This window comes from Corallococcus sp. NCSPR001 (genome assembly GCF_017309135.1).
Classification (GTDB): domain Bacteria; phylum Myxococcota; class Myxococcia; order Myxococcales; family Myxococcaceae; genus Corallococcus.
This window is the reverse complement of the sequence record NZ_JAFIMS010000002.1, coordinates 1-16234: the sequence shown is the minus strand read 5'-3', so window position 1 is coordinate 16234 and position 16234 is coordinate 1. Positions and strand designations below refer to the sequence as shown.

General features: G+C 68.0%; 14 protein-coding genes. 7 read left to right on the top strand and 7 right to left on the bottom strand.

What is annotated here, in order from left to right:
• The first annotated feature begins 12 nt into the window (after positions 1 to 12).
• Positions 13 to 1236 carry a DUF1629 domain-containing protein gene (locus tag JYJ93_RS01865; protein ID WP_206786134.1) on the top strand — a complete coding sequence of 408 codons (1224 nt, stop codon included), beginning with the start codon at positions 13 to 15 and terminating at the stop codon, positions 1234 to 1236.
• On the opposite strand, the gene JYJ93_RS01860 is transcribed toward JYJ93_RS01865, so the two are convergent.
• Positions 1237 to 1863, bottom strand: coding sequence for a hypothetical protein (locus JYJ93_RS01860; protein ID WP_206786133.1), 627 nt, complete (start codon positions 1861 to 1863; stop codon positions 1237 to 1239).
• A complete protein-coding gene (locus tag JYJ93_RS01855) occupies positions 1863 to 2780 on the bottom strand; it encodes a fatty acid desaturase (protein ID WP_206786132.1) in 918 nt (305 codons plus the stop codon). The genes JYJ93_RS01860 and JYJ93_RS01855 overlap by 1 nt, the downstream gene beginning before the upstream one ends.
• Positions 2781 to 2885: 105 nt before the next feature.
• Here JYJ93_RS01855 and JYJ93_RS01850 point away from each other — a divergent pair, with 105 nt between their 5' ends.
• From JYJ93_RS01850 to JYJ93_RS01830, 5 genes are read left to right on the top strand one after another with little or no spacing between them, the layout of a single operon-like run.
• Positions 2886 to 5723, top strand: coding sequence for an FG-GAP-like repeat-containing protein (locus tag JYJ93_RS01850; protein ID WP_206786131.1), 2838 nt, complete (start codon positions 2886 to 2888; stop codon positions 5721 to 5723).
• A gap of 4 nt (positions 5724 to 5727) precedes the next feature.
• Positions 5728 to 6489 (top strand): hypothetical protein, encoded by a 762-nt coding sequence (locus tag JYJ93_RS01845; RefSeq protein ID WP_206786130.1) that lies wholly within the window; start codon positions 5728 to 5730, stop codon positions 6487 to 6489.
• 1 nt (position 6490) lies between these two features.
• Positions 6491 to 8140, top strand: a complete 1650-nt coding sequence (locus JYJ93_RS01840; protein ID WP_269012928.1) for a GH3 auxin-responsive promoter family protein — start codon at positions 6491 to 6493, stop codon at positions 8138 to 8140.
• Positions 8137 to 9285: an aromatic ring-hydroxylating dioxygenase subunit alpha gene (locus JYJ93_RS01835; RefSeq protein WP_206786128.1), complete on the top strand. Its 1149-nt coding sequence runs from the start codon at positions 8137 to 8139 to the stop codon at positions 9283 to 9285. Before JYJ93_RS01840 ends, JYJ93_RS01835 begins: the two co-directional genes overlap by 4 nt.
• 54 nt (positions 9286 to 9339) lie before the next feature.
• A complete protein-coding gene (locus JYJ93_RS01830; protein WP_206800036.1) occupies positions 9340 to 9786 on the top strand; it encodes a GNAT family N-acetyltransferase in 447 nt (148 codons plus the stop codon).
• A gap of 6 nt (positions 9787 to 9792) precedes the next feature.
• On the opposite strand, the gene JYJ93_RS01825 is transcribed toward JYJ93_RS01830, so the two are convergent.
• Both JYJ93_RS01825 and JYJ93_RS01820 read right to left on the bottom strand, forming a co-directional pair.
• Positions 9793 to 10173, bottom strand: a complete 381-nt coding sequence (locus JYJ93_RS01825; RefSeq protein WP_206786126.1) for a hypothetical protein — start codon at positions 10171 to 10173, stop codon at positions 9793 to 9795.
• 43 nt (positions 10174 to 10216) lie between these two features.
• Positions 10217 to 11272: a DapH/DapD/GlmU-related protein gene (locus JYJ93_RS01820; protein WP_206786124.1), complete on the bottom strand. Its 1056-nt coding sequence runs from the start codon at positions 11270 to 11272 to the stop codon at positions 10217 to 10219.
• A gap of 239 nt (positions 11273 to 11511) precedes the next feature.
• Here JYJ93_RS01820 and JYJ93_RS01815 point away from each other — a divergent pair, with 239 nt between their 5' ends.
• Positions 11512 to 12951, top strand: a complete 1440-nt coding sequence (locus JYJ93_RS01815; protein ID WP_242543568.1) for an MATE family efflux transporter — start codon at positions 11512 to 11514, stop codon at positions 12949 to 12951.
• Positions 12952 to 12954: 3 nt separating this feature from the next.
• Here JYJ93_RS01815 and JYJ93_RS01810 read toward each other — a convergent pair whose 3' ends face one another.
• From JYJ93_RS01810 to JYJ93_RS01800, 3 genes are read right to left on the bottom strand one after another with little or no spacing between them, the layout of a single operon-like run.
• Positions 12955 to 14061: a hypothetical protein gene (locus JYJ93_RS01810; protein ID WP_206786074.1), complete on the bottom strand. Its 1107-nt coding sequence runs from the start codon at positions 14059 to 14061 to the stop codon at positions 12955 to 12957.
• Positions 14058 to 14849 carry a hypothetical protein gene (locus JYJ93_RS01805; protein WP_206786073.1) on the bottom strand — a complete coding sequence of 264 codons (792 nt, stop codon included), beginning with the start codon at positions 14847 to 14849 and terminating at the stop codon, positions 14058 to 14060. Before JYJ93_RS01805 ends, JYJ93_RS01810 begins: the two co-directional genes overlap by 4 nt.
• A gap of 6 nt (positions 14850 to 14855) precedes the next feature.
• Positions 14856 to 15902, bottom strand: coding sequence for an AAA family ATPase (locus JYJ93_RS01800; protein ID WP_206786122.1), 1047 nt, complete (start codon positions 15900 to 15902; stop codon positions 14856 to 14858).
• Between the last annotated feature and the right edge of the window lie 332 nt (positions 15903 to 16234).

The following is a 16234-nucleotide window of genomic DNA, read 5'->3' as shown; positions in this document are numbered from 1 at the left end:
TCTCTCGTGACGATGCGGTATTTCGAGCTGATCGACGATCTGTACGTCCCCGATCGGTGGTCGCTGGGCGATCCCATCGATGCGTCCGGACGGGAGGTCGCCAATCCGTGGATGTTCAGGAAGGGTGAACCCGTCAGTCTGGAAACGCCCTTGAAGATCCCGGTCGACCATTCCGGGCAGTCATTGGGCTTCACGCTGGCAGGTATCGGTCTCGCGCCCGTCGTTCATGCGGAAGCGGCAGCCATCCTGACCCGGCTCGCCCCGGAGGATGTTCAACTGCTCTCCGTGACGGTTGCTGCGGAGCCCGGACCGTACTCCCTCGTCAACGTGCTCCGCCTTGTCAGATGCATCGACGACGAGGCATCCGAAGAGGTGCTGTATTGGAAGCCTGAGGATGGGCGTCCAGAGAAGGTGGGGAAATACAGGGACGTTGCCGGCCTGCGCATTGATCCGACGAAGGTGGGCGATGCCAAGGTCTTCCGCACCTGGGGGTGGACCGTTGCGCTCATCGTCTCCGAGGACATCAAGGATGCGCTGGAGCACGCGCACGTCACCGGAGTGAAGTTCCGGGAAGTCACGGGCCCCTCCGAAGTCAGTCCTGAAGAGCGCGAACGCAACCGCAAGCTCCAGGCGCTCTACGACCGGACGGAAACAGCCCGTACCGCGTTCTGGCGCACCCTGGGCACACTGGACGAAAACGCCATCCTCCCCATCGTCGTCGGAGGAGGCTGGCCCGCGAGGCGCCAGGTCTGGCGTGTCATCCACCGGCCCGAAGGACGCACCCTCTTCGTGACGGACGGTCTCTCCGACTTCTTCGTGGACACCGTGGAGCCCTCCGTGGGCTTCGGCCTGGAGCTCGCGCTGGAAACCGACGAGCCCCAGGCCAAGTGGCCCGTGACGCTGCTTGAACGCATCGCCAACGAACTCGTGGGCCACGAACACCTGCGCGAACCCGCCAGGACCGGCATCCTCTCCATGGAAGTGGACGGAGAGCGCATGCCCGAACCCCTCCTGACGAAAGAGGGCCGGGTCGCCGTGCTCCTGGGCATGGACACCCCCACGCTCCCGGATCACTTCACGATGCCAGACGGACAGGTCCGGCTCGTCACGGTGAAGACGCTGATGCCCCGGGAGCTCACGTACCTGCTGGAGCACGGCCGGGAGGAGCTACTTCACCGCTTCAACCAGTCCCCCCCGGGCCATCTGTCCAAGGCCTGGCGCCAGCCCGTGGTGTAGCTACCGCATCCCCAACACCAGCCACACCGCCAGCGCCCCATACAGCGGCACGTTGAGCAGCAGCGTCAGCCGGTTGATGCGCCGGAACCGCTCCTGCTCGGCATCCGCGAACCACACTCCGTCCTCACCCGTCGTGCGTCCCTCCACGGCCTGATGGAACAGCGCCGCGTACGCCACCTCCACCCCCAGGCTCACCAGCACCAGCCCCACCAGCGCCAGCGCCCACACATCGCGCCCATCGAGCACGCCGGCCCACTTCTCTCCGGTGTACACGAGCCCCGCCCCCACCAGCGCGATGCACCCCAGGTCATGGCCCACGCCATATGGCGGCCGCCAGTTGCGTGACACGTAGAGCATGTAGAGCTCCGCGGCCCCGCGCAGCCACATGGACACCGCGAACGCCCCCAGCACGATGCGCGCCTCCACCGGCACGGACGCATCCAGCGCCACCAGCGGGCACACCACGAACCAGAGGAACACCGCGTACAGCAGCCACGCCAGCTTCGGCCCGGAGATGCGTCCACCCCGGCCGCCCTGCGCGTTCTGCCGGCGCCGGAACCCCACCGCCGCGCACGCGCACGCCAGCAACGCCACCCCCAGGAACACCCGCGTCGTCAAAGTGAGCATCAGGAAGAACGCGGGTAGTGGTGGGGAAACCGTTCGACGTACCACGCGCGAAGCCGGGGCAGGTGCGTGAGGGACACCTGCGGGTGCAGGTGATGCACCACGTGCATCCCGATGTGCCGGGGCGCCAATCCCAACCATCCCCACCACCCGAGCCCATGGTCGCGGGTGCACGCGAACACATCCCCCAGCGTCCGCCCCTGCACGGGCGAGGCGGTGTGCTCCGCGAGCAACCGGTACGCGTTGAACCCAGACGCCACCAGCAACGGCACCCCATACCCCCACAGCACCGCGGAAGGCCACCGCACCGCCAGCGCCAGCACGCCCAGATGGAACAGCACCTGCCCCACCTCCGCCCGAGCACACGCCGCCACCTCCGCGTCGCGTGAAAGCACCCGCCCGGAGCGGTCCTGAAGGAACACGCGCCCATACGCCGTGCGCAGCGAAGGCAGCATCCAAGCGCAGAGCCCCACCGGTCCCCGCAGCACCCAGCCGGGAATCACGCTCAGGAGCAGGAACCACCGCCACGCCGTGCGCAGCCTTCCTCCATCCGGAGGCTTGCGGTACGGATCCGACGGCAGGCCCGCATCACGATGATGTCGAAGGTGGTGGTAGCGCATCGCCGCCAGCGTGGACGCGATGGGATGACCCGCGACGGCCTCCAACAGACACAGTCTCCATTCGCGTCTTCGCGAAGGCAGGTGGACCGCGTCATGAAGCAGGACGCCCAGGGCATGCAGCCGTCCCGCGACGACGAGCACCGCCAACGGCATCAGCACCGGAGGAGCCCAAGCCATGACCGCCCACCCCAGGGCCATCCCCGCCCACTCCACGGCCGCCAGGCGCAGCAGTCCGGAGGGCGTTGCGGGAACGAGCAGCTCGCGAGGCACCGCCGCGCGGCGAGGCAGGGAAGAGGACATCGGGTGCCAGGACTCCACGCATGGGGCCCGGACGCAAGCCCCGTGCGGATTGGACACCCGGAGACGGGCGCGGCACGCTCCGCGCGTGCACCGGGACGGTCAATCATGAGTGTGGATGTGCCGACGCAGCCAGCCCTCGCGGGCACGCGCGTGGAGTGGGGCGGCTGGGTCTTCCCCCGCTGGAACGACCCGAGGTTGCCCTTCGCGGCGCTGCTCACGCTCTACGGCGTGCTGGGCTTCACCTTCTTCGGCTTCAACCGCAGCCCCGGGCAGATGGCCTTCCTGGTCGTCTCCGGCACGCTGCTGGACGCGGTCCTGGGCTGGGTGCTCAAGCGGCGCAAGGAGCTGCCGCTCTCGGCGTACATCTCCTGCTGCTCGCTGGCGCTGCTGCTGAACTACTCGCACGCGAGCACGCTGCTCTGGCTGCCGGTGTGGCTGGCCATCGGTTCGAAGTACGTGCTGACCTTCCAGGGGCGCCACGTCTTCAACCCGTCGATGTTCGCGGTGGCCGTGTCGCTGCTCACCACGCGCGAGCTCATCACCGCCGCGCCCGCCTACCAGTGGGCCAACGGGGAGGTCGCGCTGTCGGCCTTCATCGTGATGGCGGCGATGGTGCTGTTCTTCTTCCGCGTGGGGCGCGGCTGGCTGGTGGTGAGCTTCCTGACCTTCTACGCGCTCCAGACGGCGCTGCGAGCGTTCATCCTCCGCCACCACCTGCCGCCGGAGGTGCTGTTCCTGGGCACGCTGGGCGCGCCGTCGTTCTTCATCTTCGTCTTCTACATGCTCACCGACCCGGCGACGTCGCCCGCGACGCCGAAGGCCCAGGTTCTGGTCGCGCTGGCCATCACCTGCGTGGACCTGGTGCTGCACCTCAAGGAGAGCGTCTACACGTTCTTCTACGCGGCGCTCACCGTGGCCACCTGCCGCTTCGTGTTCATGCACGCGCGCGAGCTGTGGCGCACGAAGGGCGCGTCGCTGCGCCGGCTCCTGGCTCCGGACATGCTCAAGCGCGTGGGGGTGGTGGGGGGACTCGGGGCGGTGCTGGCCACGGGCTACTCGGTGTCCGCGGCGCAGGGGGAGCGTCAGGCGCCGCTCGCGTTCCACCTGGATGCGCAGGACCTCAAGCAGGCGGGTCTGGACTCCCAGATGGGGCACACGCTGGAGGAGCTGGATCCGCGCGTGGCCCACGTCGCGAAGTGGCTGGTCGCCGTAGGCGACGCGGTGGCCACCGGCGACTTCGACGGGGACGGCAGGCTGGACCTGTTCCTCACGCACCCGCTGGGCACGCCGGAGCACCACGCGGGCCTGTACCGCAACCTGGGCGGGCTGCGCTTCGAACGCGTCCCCGTGCCCGCGCTGGAGCGCTTCGCCACCCGCTACAAGGAGGAGGGCCTGGCGGGAGGCGGGACGTTCGTGGACTGGGATGGGGATGGGGACCTGGACCTCGCGGTGGCGGTGGCCTTCGGGCCGGTGCGCCTCTTGCGCAACACGCTGCGCGAGACGGGCACGGCGGGCTTCGAGGACGTGACGGAAGCCGCGGGCGTGACGGACCACGCGGTGAGCCTGGGGCTCACGTTCCTGGACTACGACCGGGACGGGCACCTGGACCTGCTGGTGCTCAACGTGATGACGACGCACCTGCCGGACTACCCAGAGCCCGCGCCGCCGCTCAACCTCTTCAATCTGCCGGAGCCGGAGTCCGCGGGCGACCGCCGCATGCTGCGCTTCATGCATGACGGCTGGCACAACGCGAGCAACGGCGGGAAGAACGCGCTCTACCGGGGCCGGGGCGACGGCACGTTCGAGAAGCAGGACGTGGACGCGCTGGGGCTGAAGGAGACGCACTGGTCGCTCGCGGTGAGCACGGTGGACCTGAACCAGGACGGGTGGACGGACCTCTACGTGGCCAACGACTTCGGGCCGGACGACATCTACCTGAACGAGGGCGGCCGACACTTCCGGCACATCGTGGGCACCCGCTTCGGGGAGATTGGCCGGGACACGTACAAGGGCATGAACGCGAGCGTGGCGGACTTCGACCGCAATGGCTGGTTGGACGTGTACGTGTCCAACGTGCACCACTCGCTCCAGGCGGAGGGAAGCCTCTTGTGGATGGTGGGGCCGGGCGAGGACGCCTTCGTGCCCCGCTTCCAGGACGAGGCCACCTTCCGGGGCGCGTTGAACGAGCGCCGCTTCGGCTGGGGCGCGGCGGCCGGGGACCTGGACGACGACGGATGGCCGGACCTGGTGCAGGCCAACGGCATGGTGGACGCGCGCCTGGACGCGGAGAAGTGGCGCATCCCGGCGGGACAGCGCAACGACTACTGGTACGTGAACCACAAGTTGATGCAGTCCGGCCCGGAGGTGCACACGTACGCGGACAAGTGGGGCGACATCCGGGGCCGCGTGCTCTACCCGAACGAGGCGCGCCGCGTGTACCTCAACCTGGGCGACGCGAGGCCGGGGCACTTCGTGGACGTGGCGAAGGAGGTGGGCATCGAGGCGCCGGACAACTCGCGAGGCGTGTTGATGGCGGACCTGGACGACGACGGCGACCTGGACGTGCTCATCACCAACCAGCACGCGCCGGTGTCGCTGTACCGGAACACGCTGCGCGCTGGCGCCACGGACGCGCACTTCGTGGGCCTGTCACTGGTAGGGGACGGGCAGCGCACGCACCGGAGCGCGGTGGGCACGCGCGTGGTGGTGTCCTACGAGGAGAACGGCAAGCGCGTGGAGCAGGTGCGCGAGGTGGGGCTGATGGGTGGGTTCTCCGCGTCGGCGGATCCTCGGCTGCACTTCGGCCTGGGCCGTCACGCGGGGCCGGTGAAGGCGGTCATCCACTGGTATGGCGCGCAGCCGCAGGAGGTGACGTTGGAGGCGGACCGCTACCAGGAGGTGCGCCAGCCTCCCGCGCCCACGGCGCAGCGGGGAGGGCCCTGACGCGATGCTCTCCGCGATGAAGGGCACCACGGTGCGGCGGGAGGACCTGGACGCCGGCACCCGGGCGCGGATGCTCGCGCTGATGCAGTGCTGCTACGTGGGCGTGAGCGCCGAGCGCTTCCACGCGGACCTGGACGCGAAGCAGTGGGTGTTCCTGCTGCACGCCCGGCGCACGCGGGAGTTGGTGGGGTTCAGCACGGTGCGGGTGGCGGAGGAGGACGGGGTGGAGGTGCTGTACTCGGGCGACACGGTCATCCACCCGGACTGGTGGGGCCACAAGACGTTGCAGGTGGTGTTCGGAAGGTTGTTGCTCGCGCGCAAGCTGCGCCGGCCGTGGAGGCCGCTGTATTGGCTGCTCCTGTCGGGCGGATACAAGACGTACCTGCTGGCGGTGAACTACTTCCCGCGCACGCATCCGCGCCGGGACTGGGTGCCGCCGGAAGGGCGCTCGGAGTTCCTGCACGGGCTGGCGACGCGGTGGTTCGGCGCGCAGTACGACTCGTCGAAGGGAACGCTGCGCTTCGACGGTGAGCACTACCGGGTGCGGGACGGCGTCTCGCCCATCGACCGGGACGCGGCGGCCCATCCCCACATCGCCTGGTTCGCGGAGCGCAACCCCGGCCACGCCGAGGGCGAGGAGTTGGTGTGCCTGGTGGAGATCCGCGGCTGGGACCTGGCGAGGGCGCTGGCACGAAGCGTCTGGGGCCAGCTGCGCCGCTGGGCCCGGCGGGAGCGGGATGCCTCGCGGGTCCGCATGGGGACGTGACGTGCTGACTTCCCGCGCGATGCTGTCCGCCACGATGGCGGCGCTGACGCCGTCCGCGCTGCGCTTCCGTCACGCGCTGCGCCAGCCCGAAGCCGCCCAGGCGGAATGCCTCATGCGCATCCTCCGAGCCGTGGAGGGAGCGGCACAGGCCGCGCGGATGCCGCACTTCGGTCGTATCCGCACGGCGCGAGAGTTCCAGGACGCGGTGCCCATCACCACACCGGACACGGTGGCGGAAGACGTCGAGCGCATCGCGCGAGGAGAAGCGCGGGTCCTCACGCGCGAGCCGGTGCTGCGCTTCGAGCTGTCCGGTGGCTCCTCAGGCGCGTCCAAGCGGGTGCCAGTGACACGGGGGCTGCTGCGCGAGTTCCAGCGTGCGCTCGCGCCCATGCTGCACGAGGTCTTCCTGCGCCGCCCCGCCGTGCGCGAGGGCCCCAGCTACTGGTCCATCTCTCCCTTGGGCCGGAGACAGCACCGGACAGAGGGCGGCATCCCGGTGGGCTCGGCCGAGGACAGCGCGTGGTTCCCGCGCCCGTTGCAGCCGCTGCTCTCGCGCGTCTTCGCCGTGCCGGGCGCGGTGGGCCAGGCTCCGCATGTCGAGCCGTGCCGTTACGTGACGCTGTGGTACCTCGTGCGGTGTTCGAACCTGTCGCTGATCAGCGTCTGGAACCCCAGCTTCCTCACGCTGCTCATGGACGCACTGGAGCGGCACGGCGAGCGGCTCGCGGAGGACCTGGAGCGCGGCACGCTGCGGCCTCCCGAACACGACGCGGACGGCGCGCCCGTGGGCCAGGACCCAGCCTGGACGGCGCTCGTGCAGGGGCTCCAGGGCGTGCGCGACATCCCGAGCGCCCAGCGACTGCGTGACGGACTGTCCTCCACACGCACACTCTGGCCAGGGCTCGCGCTCCTGAGCATGTGGACGGACGCCCAGGCCGCGCACGCCGTGGCGGGCGCATGCCGCCGCTTCCCAGGCGTCGAGGTCCAGGGCAAGGGCCTGCTCGCCACGGAGGGTGTCCTCACGGTGCCCCTCTTCGAAGCGCCCGCACCGGTGCTCGCGGTCCGGAGCCACTTCATCGAGTTCATGGACCCGGAGCGGCCCGAAGCACGCCCACTCCTGGCGCACGAGCTGACGGCGGGCCGCACCTATGCGGTACTCCTCTCCACGTCCGGCGGACTGCTGCGCTACCGGCTGGGGGACCTCGTCCGCGTGGAGGGCTTCGTACACGCGACACCCTGCCTGCGGTTCCTCGGCCGGGCGGATGCTGTCTCGGACTTCGTGGGTGAGAAGCTCTCCGCCGCGCGAGTGGGCGCGGTGCTGGACGCCGTGCTGGGCAACACGCGTCCCGCCTTCGCCATGCTCGCGCCGGAGTGGGGGACACCGCCGGCCTACCGTCTGTTCCTTGAGACGGATCAACCCGCCGACGCACTGGCCGCGAACGTGGAGCGAGCCCTGTGCGAAGGCCATCACTACCGCTACGCACGGGAGCTGGGACAGCTCGGTCCGGTGCGCGCGGTGCGCGTGAACCAGGGGGCCCGGCGTTACGAGGCCCGATGCATCCAGCTCGGTCAGCGCGCGGGCGACATCAAGCCCGTGGACCTACACCGTCAGGCCGGCTGGGCGGAGTGGTTCGGAAGAGGGACGTCATGACGATGCTCACGGTGGACCTGGACGCGGAGGCGGACCTCGCCTGCTGTGGCGCGCTGAAGGACTTCTGGTACGTGGCCTGCCTCTCCACGGAGCTGCCTGCGAACAGACCCGTCGCGCGCACCGTGTTCGGCACGGGGCTGGTCCTCTTCCGCGGACCCGACGGCGCACCCACCGCGCTGCGAGACCGCTGCCTCCACCGCAACGCGCGACTGTCCCAGGGCGACGTGTTCGACGGCCGGCTCGGCTGCCCGTACCACGGCTGGGTCTACGACGCGTCCGGCGCGGTGGTGGAGATCCCCGCGCTGGGCCCGCCTCAACGCGGCGAGAAGCTGGACGCGCATGCCTGCGCGCACGAAGGGCTCAAGCCCGCGCCCTGTGACGTGGGGCGGCTCGCGCGCTTCCCCACGCGGGAGCAGGACGGACTCGTCTACGTCTACCTGGGCAAGGACGTGACCCAGGCCCGCGCGGAGCCCTTCCGGGTCCCCTACTGGAACGAGCGAGGCTGGACCGTCTACTTCATGGTCACGCGCTTCGCGAACGGCGTGACGAACCTGGTGGAGAACTTCATGGACGTGCCGCACACGTCCTTCGTGCACCGGGGTTGGTTCCGCAATCCCACGCGCAAGCGCGTCCCCTCCACCGTGAAGCGTCACGCGGGCCGCGTGCGGATGACCTACCACCAGGAGGAGGACGCGCTCACCGGCCTGGGGCGGCTGTTCAACCCGCGCGGCCTGCCACTCGTGCACACGGATGAGTTCATCGTCCCCAACGTCACGCGCGTGGACTACCAGTGGGGTGACAGCGGCTTCGCCATCAACTCCCAGTGTACGCCCATCGGGCCCACGGACACGCTCGTGTACACGGCCATCAGCTACCGGTTGCCGGTGGACGTGCCGGGCGCGTGGGTGGGCCGGGCGCTGACGCCGCTGGTGCGCTGGTACACGCGGCAGGTCATCCAGCAGGACGTCCGCATCATGGAGACGCAGCGCCAGGGACTGAAGGGCGGCCCCGGCGGCGGCGTGTACTCCAGCACGGAGGCGGATCTGCACCACGCGGACATCGAAGCGTATCGCCGCTGGCTCCGCGAAGGCGCGCACGGCCCCGGTCCCGAGGACGCGGAGCGCGACGTGGTCTTCTGGGTCTGACCTGCTTCAGGTAAGGTCGGCGCGTCACTCGGTTCGTGGAGACCGGCTCTCTTGGTGATCCTGCGCAACGTTACGGATGAAGACCTCCCGATCTTCTTCGAGCACCAACGCGACGAAGTCGCGCTGCGCATGGCTGCATTCCCGTCGCGGGAACGCGATGCCTTCCTGACCCACTGGCGCACGAAGGTGCTCCGCCCCGAGAACGTGACCCGCGCCATCGTCGCTGACGGCCGGGTCGCTGGGTACGTCGGCAGTTGGGAACAGGACGGCAAGCGCCTCATCGCCTATTGGGTGGGGCGCGAGCACTGGGACAAGGGCATCGCGACGCGGGCGCTCTCGGAGTTCCTCGTGCTCGAGCCGAACCGTCCGCTCCACGCGTGGGTCGCGGTCCACAACGTCGGGTCGATCCGCGTCCTCGAGAAGTGTGGCTTCCGCACGGTGGCCCAGGAGAACCCTCAGGACCCGGACGGAGTCGCCGAGGTCCTCATGGAGCTTCCCTGAAAGGGGTCAGACCGCGCCGGAGGCCTGCTCCTCCTCGGAGCCCGAGGCGGGAAACATCGCCAGGTAGTAGCCGGTGAGGAAGGTCGCCCCCAGGAAGAACCCGTGGATCAGTTCCTGGGTGAGCGCGAAGGGCGGCGTGGACAGGTTCTCATGCAGCCACATCAGCGTCGCGACGGAATTGGACGCATGGCATGCCGCCGCCACGCCCAGCGCGATGCAGATGTGAACCAACAGCACCCACGTGTTGGCGGCGGAGGTCACCCACCCGGCCAGGCTCCCCAGCCGCGCGAGGATGCGCGGGTACACGAACTTCCGGAAGAGCGCGCCACAGGCCAGCCCCAGCAGCAGCGGGCCTGCGATCTCGATGATTGAGTGGACCTGTTCCATGGCCGCGACCCTGCCAGAGGGCACACGGCCTGTGCAAATCCTGTCACCCCATGCGCCGCAGGCCCGGCAGGTCCTCGGGCCGCAGCACCCAGCGCGGCGGCTCCGGCGGTGATGTGCGCGTGCCCACCTGCGTCGCGGGGAAGCCCTCCACCAGCGCGTAGTCCGGGAACACCGCGCGCGCCTTCACCAGGCTGCCGGCGGCCACGTGGCAGCCTTTGCCCAGGTGACTGCCCTCGCAGAGGATGGCGCCGGGCTCCACCACCGTGCCCGCGCCCAGGTTGCACGCGTGCAGCACGCAGCCCGGGCCCACCACCACGCCCTCGTCCAGCACCAGCATGGTGTCCGGCTGCAGGTGCAGCACCGTGTTCTCCAGGATCTGCACCCGCGCGCCAATGCGCACCGGACCATTCAGGTCGCCGGTGATCTTGACGCCCGCGCCGATGATGGCCCCCGCGCCGATGACCACGTCACCGGACACCTCCGCGGAGGAGAAGAGCGTGGCGGTCGGGTGGACGAAGGGGTGGCGGTCGCGAAAGGCATACAGCTGTCCCATGGGGGCGTCCTCGGCGCGGTCGCGCGCGGAGAAAGGGGTCAAAGGCGCGGCGGGCAGCGACAGGTCTCCGCCCCGGCGCTGCTGCAGGTGGGTCAGGTCCTCGGAGGATAGCATCCGCAGGACCTGTCCCGGCCGGCCCAGCACCACGGATTGATCCGGCACCGTCATGCCGGGCGGCAACACGGTGCCCTCGCCCACCAGGCAGCGGTCGCCCAGCGTCACGCCGGGCATCAGGATGGCGCCGTCACCGACGTCGCAGAGGGACCCCACGCGCGCGCCCATCACCAGCGAGCGCGAACCGAGCACGGTCTTCTCGCCAATGGACGTGGGCCGCTCGGGCGTGCCCACCACCACCGCGTCCTCGCGCAGCGTGGAGAAGGCTCCCAACATCACGGAGCCCCCCACCGAGCGCACGACGGCGCCGCGGGAGATGATGGCCCCGGGCCCCACTTGCGTGGTGCCCAGCAGTCGCGCGGACGAGGCCAGGGTGAAATGAGGACCTACCGCGGTGGGCAGGAGAGAAGCGGTCGCGGGTAAGGGACTCATCGGGATGCAGCAAGCTACTCCTGGCTCTTCCAAGGGCATGTTGTCCAAAGGCACGACTCCGCCGTCCAACAGCGGACGCTCGCTTGCTGAGCCGAGGAGGGTGGGTGCGGCACCTTCAGATGTCAGGAGTGGGGGACGGGAGGCGTAGGAAGCCAGCGTCGCTGGGCGCCACGTGTGGGCGTTTCGCGGTAGGAAGTCCCCTCGCTCTCGAAAGGCCTCACCCCGTGGAAGAGACACCGTTGGCGGACAGCCACGCCCAGGCGCCCGAGCCCGTGGCCAGCCGCGACGCCGTGGAGAAGGGGCTGTGGGCCCTGGTGAAGGAGGCCCTGCACGGCTCGGAGCAGGACCTCACCCAGTTGCCGCTCGGGAGGGCCATCTTCCTGCTGGCCGTGCCCATGGTGCTGGAGATGTGCATGGAGTCGGTGTTCGCCGTGGTGGACGTCGCCTTCGTCGGCCGGTTGGGCGCGGAGGCGGTGGCCACGGTGGGGCTCACCGAGGGCATCCTCACCATCATCTACGCGGCCGGTATGGGCCTGAGCATCGGCGCCACGGCGATGGTGGCCCGGCGCATTGGAGAGAAGGACGCGGAGCGGGCGGCGCGCACGGCGGTGCAGGCCATTGGACTGGGCGTAGTCATCTCCACGGTGCTGGCCGTGGCGGGCATCGTCTTCGCCCGGCCGATGATGGCGGCGCTCGGCGGCTCGCCGTGGGTGCTGGAGCACGGCGTGGGCTACACGCGCGTGATGATGGGCGGCGTGGTGAGCATCCTGTTGCTCTTCCTCATCAACGCCATCTTCCGGGGCGCGGGCGACGCGGCCATCGCGATGCGCGTGTTGATGCTGGCCAACGGGCTGAACATCGTGCTCGCGCCGTGTCTCATCTTCGGCTGGGGGCCGTTCCCGGAGATGGGCGTGGTGGGCGCGGCGTGGGCCACCACGCTGGGCCGCAGCGCGGGCGTGGTGTACCAGCTCTACCGGCTGATGCGCTCCAACGGCCGGCTCCAGGTGCGGCGCGAGCACGTGTCGCTGGAGCCCGCGACGATGCTCGCGATGCTGCGGCTGTCGGGCGCGGGCATGGTGCAGGCGCTGGTGACCACGTCCAGTTGGGTGGTGCTGGTGCGCATCGTGTCGTCGTTCGGCAGCACGGCGCTGGCGGGCTACACCATCGCCATCCGCATCACGATGTTCGCGCTGATGCCCGCGTGGGGCCTGGGCAACGCGGCGGCCACGTTGCTGGGACAGAGCATGGGCGCGGGCGACCCGGACCGGGGCGCGAAGGCGGTGTGGCTCGCGGGCAGGTACAACCTGATGGTGCTGGGCACCATCGGCGTGGCGTTCTTCATCTTCGCGCATCCGCTGCTGGGAGCGTTCACGACGGACCCGGCGGTGGTGGACACGGGGGCCACGGCGCTGCGCATCTTCTCCTTGAGCTTCCTGTCGTGCGCGTACGGCATGGTCATCACCTCCGCGTTCAACGGCGCGGGGGACACGCGCACGCCCACGCTCATCGACCTGGGATGTCTCTGGGCGCTGGAGCTGCCGCTGGCGTGGGTGCTGGCCCATCCGGTGGGGCTGGGCGTGGTGGGAGCCTACTGGGCGGTGCCGGCGGCCTTCGCGGTGATGTCCGTGGTGGGCATCGTCCTGTTCCGGCGTGGGCGCTGGAAGACGCGCGTGGTGTGAGCGTCAGGGCAGGCAGATTTCGAAGCCGGTGCGTCCCCCCGGGAAGGTCCTTGGGGGGCGCGAGGCGGGCGTGACGGCGTAGAGGTGGAAGTCCAGGCGCCGCTGGATGAAGCCGTCGAAGGCGGAAGACAGCGGGTCACCGGCGTCCTGCTGCACGGTGAAGAAGTGGAAGCCCCTTCCGTGGAACGCGGCGTAGACGGCATCCAGCAGCGCGCGCAGGACGGCGGGGTCCTCCGACGGGATGCTGGTGTTGCAGAGGTAGAAGTAGCGGAAGTCGCCGCCGGGCGCGGGCAGGCGGGGCGCGCCGGTGACGGTGGCGAGCGCGTTGAAGCCCCGGCGCACCCACTTCATGCCGCCCCGGTACGCGAGCACGCGGTAGCGCTTCACGGCGTCGGGGTTCCACGCCGAAGTGCAGCCGACGAGCTGCCCGGCGGAATCGAACGCGAGGAACGAATCCTCCACGCGAAGCCCCGGCCAGTGAGCGAGGCGATGCTCCAGTTCACCGGTGTCGAAGCGATAGCCGAAGGGGCGCGAGCGATGGTCCGCGTTCAGCATCGCGGCCATGGCGGGCACATCCGCGGCGGTGGCCCGGCGCACGGTGTAGCGGCTGGGGCGCGGCTTGCGTCGCAGGACGAACTGGAGCGAGATGGCGGAGAAGGCGCGCATCAGGTGGTAGTGCGGCTGCGCTTCCCGGGCCGCGCCACGACGCACGAGTGACTGGAGCGCGGCGGCGTTGGAGGCCATGACGGCGGTGAGGAACACGTCCACGCCATGGCGGCGGGAGGTCTCCTCCAGGACGGGGCCATAGAACCGGGCCAGGCCCCGGGCGCGGCGCGCGGAGAAGCGGGTGCGCAAATCGCCCAGGTAGCCCACGCGGCACGGTTTGCCGTCCAGCCAGCCGTCGCGGACATGGATGGCGCCCATGCCATCCAGGCGGGAGTTTTCGCCGTGGGCCCAGACCTCCGCTTCCCCACGCTGCATGGCGAAGAGGCCGAAGTAGTCCGGCGACCGCTGCGTGCTGAGCACCAGGTCCCCGGTCATGGGCACGTCGCCGAACAGGTCCAGCAGCGCGGCGTTGTCGTCCTGGGTGGCTCGGCGGAGGGGGCTCATGAGACGGGGTGGGAGAGTGCTTCGACCAGGGCGGTGCAGGCGCGGAGGCGTTCCACGGACTCGTGGAAGGAACGCTCAGCCAGCCAGACGTCTTCTGCGGGGAAAGACTTGGCGAGCGTTTCGTTGTGATGATCGGCCACACACTTCTTCATCACGACCTTGGGCTGGTGGACTTCATCAAGGCGAGTCCGGTCCGTGGTCCATTCCTCGATGAGTTGTGTGTGCTCGTTAGAGTCGTGCTCATTCTGGCAGAGGGGGCGCAACTCACTCGTGGCTTGGTATAGCCAGGACTCCATGCTGTAGCAGGGAGAGAAGACAAGGAGACGACTTAACGCCGCATCAGCCTCCTCTGAAGTCTGCGGAGGAGGGGCACGTGGATTTCTAGGCGACGCTCCTTCTCCCATAAGGCGACGACGCACTCGGCCACGGATAAGGGTTTCGAATTTTCGCCTGTTGCTCTTGGGATCGGTATCCCGCTCGCTCCACACTGAGTCAGTATCGAAGTGGAAGACGACGAATCCAGCGGGCTTTTCAGTCAGACGCACTGCAATTGATTCAATCAGGCGAAGCGTGTCCTGCGTAGGAGGCTCTTCCTTCCAACTGTTTCCGCGCAACCCGAGTCGTGCACGGTCGTTCTCTGGAAGTGGCTCGATTTTGATGCGGACAGGATTGAGATCAACGCCTTCCACAACGAGCTTGAGCGCTTCTTTCAAGATCTTCTGAAGCGTGGGATGCCCCTGACTACCTGAATCCTCGGTCAGGGCGAGGATGCGCGCACGGGCTAACATTGCACGTCACCAGAGGCCTTTGGTGAGAAGGATGTCCGAGACGCGTTGAATCCCAGTCTGATAGGCAAGAAAAAAGGACTCGGCTTCGTCCTCAGTTAGATTGCGCCAGATGAGTTGCGCATCTGTAGCGCTTTCAGCGCGCTTGCAAATAATGAAGGTGTTGCGGACCTCTTCAATGCTCTCGAAACGCAAGAAGTCCAGGAGAAGAGGATTCTGGCTGGTAAGGATAGCCTGCCGTTCTCCGATCTCGTTGAGACATGCGGAGATCCATTCATGATGAAGCCCGTTCACGAGTTCGTCGGCGATTATTATGTCTCCGGAGGCATCTGCGTTGGCGAAGAAAGCGAGTAGGCGCTTTTGACCGTAACTAAGCAGGTCGTGAGATACCTCTTCATCCCCCCTTTTGAAAAAGAAACGGAGATTCCTTAGTTTCGTTAGGTGGCGGTCTGGCTCTGGGTTGAGTCGTTCAATGTCAAATCGGACACTGGCAGACTCATACCCAAGAACGGGTGCTACGCGTTTGAGAAACGCCAATTGGAAAGTAGCTGCAGTTCCTGGCGGAAGTGTTTCAGGACGTATTTTGGTCAGCGAATCGGGAACCTCAATAGCGTCCCATATGAATCTTCTGTTTGTTGCCTGTGCCTCCAGTTGAAACAATTTGTTGAATTGTTCGAGGCTCTCATCCATTCGTCCAGCTGATGCTGGGTAGGAGTTTAGGATTTCGAAGGCGAGACTTTGAGAATCGTCGAACGGCTTGTCGCTCCAGAGTGTGGAGATGATTGACATGAGTGGGCTCTCATGTGGTCGCTTTGGAGCTTGGTGGTGTTTGTTTGTAGTTGTTAGGATGGTTTCGTTTGGATGCAAATCTGCATGCAATGCAACCATGCCAAGTCGTTTGAAGAAAAAGCGGTCTGATTGTTCGATGCTGTAATGCTCTTCCCATGCTGGTTTTCCTGGCATCTGGGGAAGCGCAGGCGCGTTGACTCGTGTTTTGACGGTCAAGTGGTCGAAACTAAGGCCATTGGTGCTGACTACGCTGTAGCTTGCCTCCAATGGATCATTCCGAAGAGTAGCATCTGGTGCTCCAATAAGTGTCGACAACAGGCGCAGCAGCGTCGTCTTCCCGGCCGCGTTTCGCCCAAGAACCACATTGAGCCCCGGGCGGAACTCCAGCGTCGTCGGCGCGACGTTCCGGAACTTGTTGATGGTCAGCCGCGTCAGCTTGTTCTCGTCGGTCCGCCCCTAGGCGCCAAAGAGGGCGCAGCATCGTCGAACGACCGCACCACACGCCCCCTCCAGGGTCAAGAACACCTCCACCCGCACTTCCGCCCCTGCCTCCCGTGCTCACACTGCGGGCCGGGCACACGGCACACGGAGGACGTCAT

Coding starts and splice junctions, on each gene's coding strand:
- JYJ93_RS01865 (WP_206786134.1), top strand. CDS start 13: ATGCGGTATTTCGAGCTGATCGACGATCTGTACGTCCCCGATCGGTGG.
- JYJ93_RS01860 (WP_206786133.1), bottom strand. CDS start 1,863: ATGCTCACTTTGACGACGCGGGTGTTCCTGGGGGTGGCGTTGCTGGCG.
- JYJ93_RS01855 (WP_206786132.1), bottom strand. CDS start 2,780: ATGTCCTCTTCCCTGCCTCGCCGCGCGGCGGTGCCTCGCGAGCTGCTC.
- JYJ93_RS01850 (WP_206786131.1), top strand. CDS start 2,886: ATGAGTGTGGATGTGCCGACGCAGCCAGCCCTCGCGGGCACGCGCGTG.
- JYJ93_RS01845 (WP_206786130.1), top strand. CDS start 5,728: ATGCTCTCCGCGATGAAGGGCACCACGGTGCGGCGGGAGGACCTGGAC.
- JYJ93_RS01835 (WP_206786128.1), top strand. CDS start 8,137: ATGACGATGCTCACGGTGGACCTGGACGCGGAGGCGGACCTCGCCTGC.
- JYJ93_RS01825 (WP_206786126.1), bottom strand. CDS start 10,173: ATGGAACAGGTCCACTCAATCATCGAGATCGCAGGCCCGCTGCTGCTG.
- JYJ93_RS01820 (WP_206786124.1), bottom strand. CDS start 11,272: ATGAGTCCCTTACCCGCGACCGCTTCTCTCCTGCCCACCGCGGTAGGT.
- JYJ93_RS01810 (WP_206786074.1), bottom strand. CDS start 14,061: ATGAGCCCCCTCCGCCGAGCCACCCAGGACGACAACGCCGCGCTGCTG.
- JYJ93_RS01805 (WP_206786073.1), bottom strand. CDS start 14,849: ATGTTAGCCCGTGCGCGCATCCTCGCCCTGACCGAGGATTCAGGTAGT.